This is a genomic window from Haliscomenobacter sp. (assembly GCF_041740695.1).
GTDB lineage: Bacteria > Bacteroidota > Bacteroidia > Chitinophagales > Saprospiraceae > Haliscomenobacter.
On record NZ_JBGSLK010000105.1, the window covers coordinates 23666 to 30529 of the forward strand.

The 6864-nt window shown below is 51.2% G+C and carries 4 protein-coding genes; 3 read left to right on the plus strand and 1 reads right to left on the minus strand.

What is annotated here, in order from left to right:
* The first annotated feature begins 203 nt into the window (after positions 1-203).
* The 3 genes from ACEW9O_RS20740 to ACEW9O_RS20750 all read left to right on the plus strand — a co-directional run bounded on the left by ACEW9O_RS20740 (position 204) and on the right by ACEW9O_RS20750 (position 5536).
* Positions 204-2030 carry a M20/M25/M40 family metallo-hydrolase gene (locus ACEW9O_RS20740; protein WP_373552114.1) on the plus strand — a complete coding sequence of 609 codons (1827 nt, stop codon included), beginning with the start codon at positions 204-206 and terminating at the stop codon, positions 2028-2030.
* Between the two features lie 87 nt (positions 2031-2117).
* Positions 2118-3524 carry a cytosine permease gene (locus tag ACEW9O_RS20745; RefSeq protein WP_373552115.1) on the plus strand — a complete coding sequence of 469 codons (1407 nt, stop codon included), beginning with the start codon at positions 2118-2120 and terminating at the stop codon, positions 3522-3524.
* 464 nt (positions 3525-3988) lie between these two features.
* Positions 3989-5536, plus strand: a complete 1548-nt coding sequence (locus ACEW9O_RS20750; RefSeq protein WP_373552116.1) for an alkaline phosphatase — start codon at positions 3989-3991, stop codon at positions 5534-5536.
* Positions 5537-5740: 204 nt separating this feature from the next.
* Here ACEW9O_RS20750 and ACEW9O_RS20755 read toward each other — a convergent pair whose 3' ends face one another.
* A complete protein-coding gene (locus tag ACEW9O_RS20755; protein ID WP_373552117.1) occupies positions 5741-6583 on the minus strand; it encodes a universal stress protein in 843 nt (280 codons plus the stop codon).
* Positions 6584-6864: the final 281 nt, after the last annotated feature.

Consider the following 6864-nt stretch of genomic DNA (forward strand, 5'->3'; position numbering starts at 1 on the left):
CAGATGACACGGATAAAAGCGGATTAAAACGGATAAATTTGTGGTTGCCTAAAATTTATCCGTTTTAATCCGCTTTTATCCGTGTCATCCGTTTTCCCATTAATGCCGCTCTACGCCGAAGGCGTTATTAATTTGGAAGTATACATATCTTTCCAGGGTGTTTAAGCGTATAAATGAAGCTAATTTAGCCAAAACACCTTTGCATGAAACACCACAAAATCACCCTCCTCTTTTGCCTATTTGTTTTCCAACAAATGGCCGCCCAAACCGACACCTCCATCCTCGCCGCCATCCGCCAGGAATCCGCCCGCAACTCCCAAGTGATGCACACCCTGAGCCAATTGGCCGACGTACACGGCCCCCGACTAATGGGCACCCCCAACTATTACCGGGCCGCCCTTTGGGCCCAACAACAGCTCAAATCCTGGGGCACTGCCAAAGTTGATTTGCAATCATTCGACCGAGGGCATCGCGGTTGGGCCGTGCAGCATTTTCAGATGGATATGGTTGTGCCCCAGTACAGCCATATCCCGGCTTATCCCCTGGCCTATACCTCCTCCACGGATGGCGTCAAAGAAGGCGAAGTCATTTACCTACCGAGCCTCGATTCCATTTATGCCCTTGAGGGCAAATTGCAGGGCAAAATCCTGATGCTGGGCTCGTATTATCAGCCCGTAAGCAATGTCTTTCAGCCTTTTGCCCAACGCTTAGCGCCCAGCATTTTGCAACAAGCCGAACAAAATCCTGATCCCAATGACCTGATCATCGGCTACCACAGTCGCCGCTCTACCCCTCAAGCTTTTCAATTACAAAACCTGATCCGCAAGCGCCGGGAGCAATTCTTCAATTTTTGCAAACAGGAAAAAGTATTGGCCCTGCTCGAACCCAGCGATTTCCCTTATGGCATCCTGCACGCCGACGGCAATCGGGCCATTCCTTCCTACATGCGCCGGGGCGACATTCAGCCTGTCGCTTCCTTTGTCATTGCCAATGAGCACTTTGGGCGACTGCTGCGCCTGATCAAACTGGGCATCAAACCCAAACTCAAAGTAGCCCTCCAAGCCCAATTTTACGAAGAGCCGAAATACAATGTCAACGTGATTGCTGAAATTGAGGGCAGCGACCCTGTGCTCAAGGATGAGTTGGTGATCATCGGCGCACACCTCGACAGTTGGCACGCCGGAACAGGCGCTGTAGACAATGCCTCGGGTTGTGCCACCATGCTGGAAGCCCTGCGCCTGCTGCAAGCCAATGGGGCCAAACCCAAACGGACCATCCGCCTGGCCTTGTGGGGGGGTGAAGAGCAGATTTTTGCGGGTTCGGCGGCTTATGTTGAGCAGCGGGTGGGCGACCTCAACACCGCTGCTGCACAAAAAGAACAATCCAAAATTTCGGCCTATTTCAACCTGGACAATGGCGCGGGTAAAATTCGGGGGATTTACCTGATGGCCAATCCGGCACTCAAACCCATTTTGGCCGAAATGCTCCAGCCCTTTGCTCCTGATAATGTACTGACCCTTCAAAACGCCAATCAAACCGATCACGAACTATTTGATTTTCAAAATATTCCCGCCTTTCAGTTCATCCAAGACCCCCTGGATTACATGACGGCGGTGCACCATACCAATGTGGACCTTTATGAATACGTGCCTGCCAAAGACCAGCAAGCCAATGCAGAACTGGTGGCTTACCTGGCCTACCAAGTTGCGCAACGCGCCGAATTATTGCCCCGCAAAACCTTTAACTCTCCGATCCCCAGCCTCAAGGGCAACGCGCACTTTCAGGTCAAAGGTTTTTTGCAGGCCCAGCAGGTCAGTTTGGTCAGTGATTTTAACAACTGGAACATGTTTGGCACCCCCTTGGCCAAAACCTCAGATGGTTGGGAATGCCGCCTGGAGCTGCCCCCCGGCAAATACGTCTACAAGTTCATCGTGGATGGGGATTGGACGGCTGACCCCAGTACGCCCAGCGATAAACTGGTCAGAGACGGCAAAGGCCATGCTGGTTTGACCGAATTTTGGGTGAAATAATACATACTCTACGGAACGGAGCAGAAGGGTACAGGAAACTTCTGACCAAATTATTCCTACTTTTAGGCCGAACAAAACAAAAAACCTATGTCAGAAGTCCAAATGGAGCAAACAATCGTCGCTCAAAGTGATGAATTTGAACGCGAGCCCGTGCCCAAATCGCAATGGAAAGATTGGAAAAGTTTTCTGGGCATGTACGCGGGCGAACACGCGGCGGGCACTGAATTTGTGATTGGGCCCCTCTTCCTCACCGCTGGAGTGAGTGCCTTTGACCTCATCGTTGGTTTGTTGCTAGGTAATTTATTGGCCGTTTTGTGCTGGCGTTACCTCACCGCCGAAATTGCCGTAAAATACCGCCTGACCCTTTATTATCAGTTGGAGAAAATTTGTGGCAAAAAACTGGTGATCGCCTATAATTTAGCCAACGGGGTTTTGTTTTGTTTTCTGGCTGGCTCCATGATCACCGTATCGACCACGGCAGTGGGCATTCCTTTCAACCTGCCCATGCCTGCCCTCAACGACACCATGCCCAATGGGGTACCTTGGGTGCTGATTGTGCTCATTACCGGTGTCGTTATTTCGGTGATCGCTGCTCGTGGGTACAGCACCGTAGCCAAAGTGGCCAACTGGCTTTCGCCCTTCATTGTATTGGCCTTTTTGGCTGCCGGAGTGGTGGCACTCAATCGATTGGGCGTCAAAAATTTCAGCGATTTTTGGAACATCTGGGGCGATGGTGGCGAACCATTCCCTGGCAAACTCAAATACACCTTCTGGCACGTCCTCATCTGGTCCTGGTTTTGCAACGCCGCCATGCACATCGGCATGTCCGACCTTTCGGTGTTCCGCTACGCGCGTAAGGCCAGTTCGGGTTGGACGACGGCTGCGGGCATGTATGTAGGGCACTATATGGCCTGGATTGCCGCAGCCTTGCTCTATGCCGTATACCTAAAAAGCCCTGAAGCGCAGAATATGCTGGCGCAAGGCATCGCGCCGCCCGTCGCTCCCGGCCCCCTGGCTTATGACGCGATTGGCGTCTTTGGCATCCTGGCGGTGATCCTGGCGAGTTGGACAACGGCTAATCCTACGATTTATCGGGCGGGTCTGGCATTTCAAGCCATTGTTCCCAAGTCTTCTACGTTTTGGATGACCATGCTGGCTGGCGGTATTGCCACAGTTGCGGGTATTTTCCCGGCTTTTGCCATGAAGTTGCTGGATTTTGTGGCACTGTATGGCTTCATCCTGGCACCCATCGGCGCCATTATTGTGTTTGAACATTTCTTCGGTGACCGGTTTGGCATCATCAGCAATTATGCGGAAAAGGCGGGGATTTCTTTTAATACGACAGTGCTGGTGGCCTGGATCTTGAGCGCGGGACTGTGTTATGTGTTGTCGGTGACGCAAGGGATCTTTTTGTCGTTTTTGACCTTGCCAGCGTGGTTGGGTTGTGGGGTGTTGTATTTGGTGCTGAGTAAGTGGTGGCAGAAGGCAGTGTAGCTTTTTACTTCAAAACTCGTCCTTCATTTACTCGTCCTTCCACTTCAAAACTCGTAAGTCATGTATTCGGAACTCGTCACTCAGGAAAGTTTTTTGAGTGCCGAGTTCCGAATACATGAGTTTTGAGTTTTGAAGTGAGCTGCCGCAACGACATCTTTTTTAGCACAAAGGAAAAAAAGAGGACTCGGAGGACACAAAGTTATACGTTGACAGCGCTTTGCTTTGTGTTTTTTGTGTCCTTTTTTTGCTTTGTAGTGATTTCTTGGTGATTGATTGTAAGTAAAAAATCAGATTGTGCTATTGCGAAAGTACAGCCTTTCGAAAGGGTTATGCGGAATTACCAAAATATTTGATCAAAAAACTGAGGGAAAAAAGCATGAGTGCTGTAGCTTTATAGCCAATTCGAATGACGAAATTCGTCATTCGTCATTCGAATTATTCGTCATTCAAAAACCGTCCAAGCCATGCCTACCCGTCGTCGATTCATCCAACAACTCAGTGTGGCTGCCGCTGCGGCCACCGTTCCCTCCTGGTTTTACATTCAGCGCAGCCCCGCTTTGCGGCCTTTGGTGCCGGGAGGTGTAAGTACTGGTGATGTGATCCAAGATCGGGCACTGATCTGGTCGCGCACGGACCGGCCCTCCCGCATGTGGATCGATTGGTCGACGACCGAGAGTTTCAAAAAATTCAATACCATTCAGGGTCCAGCGGCCCTGCCGGAGTCCGATTTTACTACCAAAATTGACCTCACGGGTTTGCCCAGTGGGCAAGAGATTTTTTACCGGGTGCGCTACCAAAGTTTGGAAGACCTCAAGCTTTGGAGTGAACCCAGCATCGGCAGACTGCGCACTGCACCGGGGGGCTTGCGCAATGTCCGTTTCCAGTGGGGTGGCGATACCTGCGGACAAGGTTGGGGCATCAACCCTGAACTGGGGGGCATGAAAATCTACAGCCAAATGGCCCAGCGCAATCCCGATTTTTTCATCCACAGTGGCGATACCATTTATGCCGATGGCCCGATCCAGGCCGAGGTGAAGCTACCCAATGGCAAAATTTGGAAGAATATTGTAACTGAGGAAAAATCAAAGGTGGCTGAGAGCTTGCACGAATTTCGGGGCAATTACCGCTACAATTTGCTAGACGAAAACCTGCGCAACTTCAACGCCAAGGTGCCCATCCTATACCAGTGGGACGACCACGAAGTGCTCAACAACTGGTACCCCGAAGAAATCCTCACCGACAACCGCTATACCGAAAAAAACGTAGCCCTGCTGGCCGCCCGCGCCAAACGGGCCTTCCTGGAATACAACCCCATCCGCAGCACTGGTGATGATCCCGAGCGCATTTACCGCCGCGTGCCTTATGGCCCCTTGCTGGATGTATTCATGATCGACATGCGTTCCTATCGCGCCGCCAACGGGCCCAACAAACAAACAAAGGCCGGAGCAGATACGGCTTTCCTGGGGCGGCAGCAAATCCAGTGGCTCAAAGAAGGATTGCTGGCCTCCAAAGCCACCTGGAAAGTGATCGCCTCCGACATGCCGCTGGGGCTAATTGTGTATGATGATTATGTGAACAAAAGCTCCTACGAGAACGGTGCCAATGGCAATGGCCCAGCCCTGGGGCGCGAGTTGGAAACGGCAGATTTGCTACGTTTTATGCTGCACAATGAGATCAAAAACGTGGTGTGGTTCACCGCCGACGTGCACTACTGTGCGGCGCATTATTACGATCCGGCCAAGGCACAGTTTAAGGAGTTTCGGCCATTTTATGAGTTTGTGGCTGGGCCATTGAACTCGGGCACTTTTGGTCCGGGGGAATTGGACAATACTTTTGGGCCACAGGTGCTATTTCAAAAAGCGCCACCAGCTGGGCAGACCAATCTTTCGCCCTTGGCAGGTTTGCAGTTTTTTGGGGAAGTGAATATCGATGCCGCAACGGAGGAGATGAGTGTGGCTTTGTGGGACAATTTGGGCAAGCGGTTGCACGAACAAAAAATTGCCGCGCAATAAGCAGTAGGGGTAGCCCTACGTGGTTACCCCTACTGGATATTGGACGGCAACACGGGGCTGTCGCTACTGGATATGGACAACCACACAGGGCTGTTGCTGCTGGACAACCACACAGGGCTGTTGCTGCTGGACAGCCACACAGGGCTGTCGCTGCTGGACAGCCACACAGGGCTGTTGCTGCTGGACAGCCACACAGGGCTGTCGCTACTTCAGCGGGATCGCCAGCACTGGAATTGCAGCGTGGTTGATGGTATCCTCGGTCAAGCTGCCCAGCAAGATGTGGGCCAAACCGCGGCGTTGGTGCGTTCCCATCACGATGAGATCGGCGTTCCGTTCTTTGGCAAAGTCAAAGATGACTTGCTCTTCGTTGAGCGTGAAGGTTTCCGTTTTGAAAATTTCAACGTTCTTCAGGCCGGTGGCTTCTACCAGTTGTTTTTCACGCACTTCGATGTCGTGATCGCCGCGGTATGCGCCAGGGTTGTTGATGTACAGGAGGTAGAATTTGCCACCGAAGATGGCTTCCCATTCCCGCAAACCTTCAAACATTTTTTTCTGGTCGGTTTCGAGGGTAGTGGGCACCACTACGGTTTTAAATTCGGTTACCTGATCATCATGTACCGTCAGGACGGGGCACTTCGCGATGCGGACAATTTTTTCGGTATTTGACCCTACAAAGAATTCTTTGAGGCCGCTAGCACCTTTGGTGCCCATTACAATCAGGTCGATGCCTTCGGTTTGTACCAAGTCCGCAACGATGGTTGAGAATGGCCCACCGATTACGGCGGTGCGGATGTTATCGGCCCCCATGCTGGTGACTACCTCAGCCAACATTTTTTCCAGGTTCTCGTGTACCATGTTGAGGTATTTTTCCTCGATGGCACGATCGTAGGTATAGTAGTATTCGGATACGGGCAATGCGACTCCGACTTGTTCATTTACGTGCAACAGAACGATCTCAGCGTCCGTTTTTTTGGCGATTTTGACGGCTACATCCAAGGCCTGGCGGGCGTTTTCGGAGAAGTCGGTTGGAACTAGAATCTTTTTCATGGCTGCTTTGATTTTCTAGTCCAAAGGTAAGGACGATGGGGAGCTGTGTGCGTTGATCTTAATGGGAGGGTAAGGGTGATTTTTGTCAGTGCTTTCACCACTTTGTTTTTTTACTACTTTCTGAAGTAGGCACTTAGGTGTCTAAGGTCTGTCGATTACCCACAAAACCTCAAAATAGATTTGGGGTAATGGAAAAGAAGTTCATTGAGAGAATGTAATGTAAGCATCAACAAGAGTTTTGAGTCTTTCCAGAGCTCTGGTCAAGATGATGATACCCGGTA

Bases quoted from the DNA above. Each gene is read 5' to 3' on its own strand.
- ACEW9O_RS20740 (WP_373552114.1), top strand. From the start codon at position 204: ATGAAACACCACAAAATCACCCTCCTCTTTTGCCTATTTGTTTTCCAA.
- ACEW9O_RS20745 (WP_373552115.1), top strand. From the start codon at position 2,118: ATGTCAGAAGTCCAAATGGAGCAAACAATCGTCGCTCAAAGTGATGAA.
- ACEW9O_RS20750 (WP_373552116.1), top strand. From the start codon at position 3,989: ATGCCTACCCGTCGTCGATTCATCCAACAACTCAGTGTGGCTGCCGCT.
- ACEW9O_RS20755 (WP_373552117.1), bottom strand. From the start codon at position 6,583: ATGAAAAAGATTCTAGTTCCAACCGACTTCTCCGAAAACGCCCGCCAG.